This is a genomic window from Thiomicrorhabdus heinhorstiae, from assembly GCF_013391765.2.
In the GTDB taxonomy this organism is placed as follows: domain Bacteria; phylum Pseudomonadota; class Gammaproteobacteria; order Thiomicrospirales; family Thiomicrospiraceae; genus Thiomicrorhabdus; species Thiomicrorhabdus heinhorstiae.
On record NZ_JACBGI020000068.1, the window covers coordinates 1 to 436 of the forward strand.

The window sequence follows — 436 nt, forward strand, 5'->3', positions numbered from 1 at the left end:
TCATTATCCTCATCATGCTTTTCTCCGCCAATTTGCAACTGGGCACCGGAACGGTCAGTGTCGAATTGGTCATTGCCGCCATGATCGGCGGTTACATGGCGATGAACATCGGCGCCAATGACGTGGCCAACAACGTTGGCCCCGCCGTCGGCTCGAAAGCCTTAACCTTGACCGGCGCCATCATCATCGCCGCCGTCTTCGAATCCGCCGGGGCCTTGATTGCCGGTGGCGACGTCATCAGCACCATTAAAAAAGGCATTATCGACCCCGCTCTGATTGAGAACGGCGATACCTTTGTCTGGCTGATGATCGCCGCCCTCCTGTCCGGAGCGATTTGGCTGAACCTGGCCACGGCCATGGGCGCGCCGGTGTCCACCACCCACTCCATTGTGGGCGGCGTTCTCGGCGCCGGCATCGCCGCCACCGGTTGGGAAAT

At 60.1% G+C, this 436-nt stretch carries 1 protein-coding gene; it reads left to right on the forward strand.

What is annotated here, in order from left to right; genetic code table 11:
• On the forward strand, positions 1–436 hold a 436-nt coding region (locus tag H8792_RS12405; RefSeq protein WP_185979446.1), incomplete at both ends, for an inorganic phosphate transporter.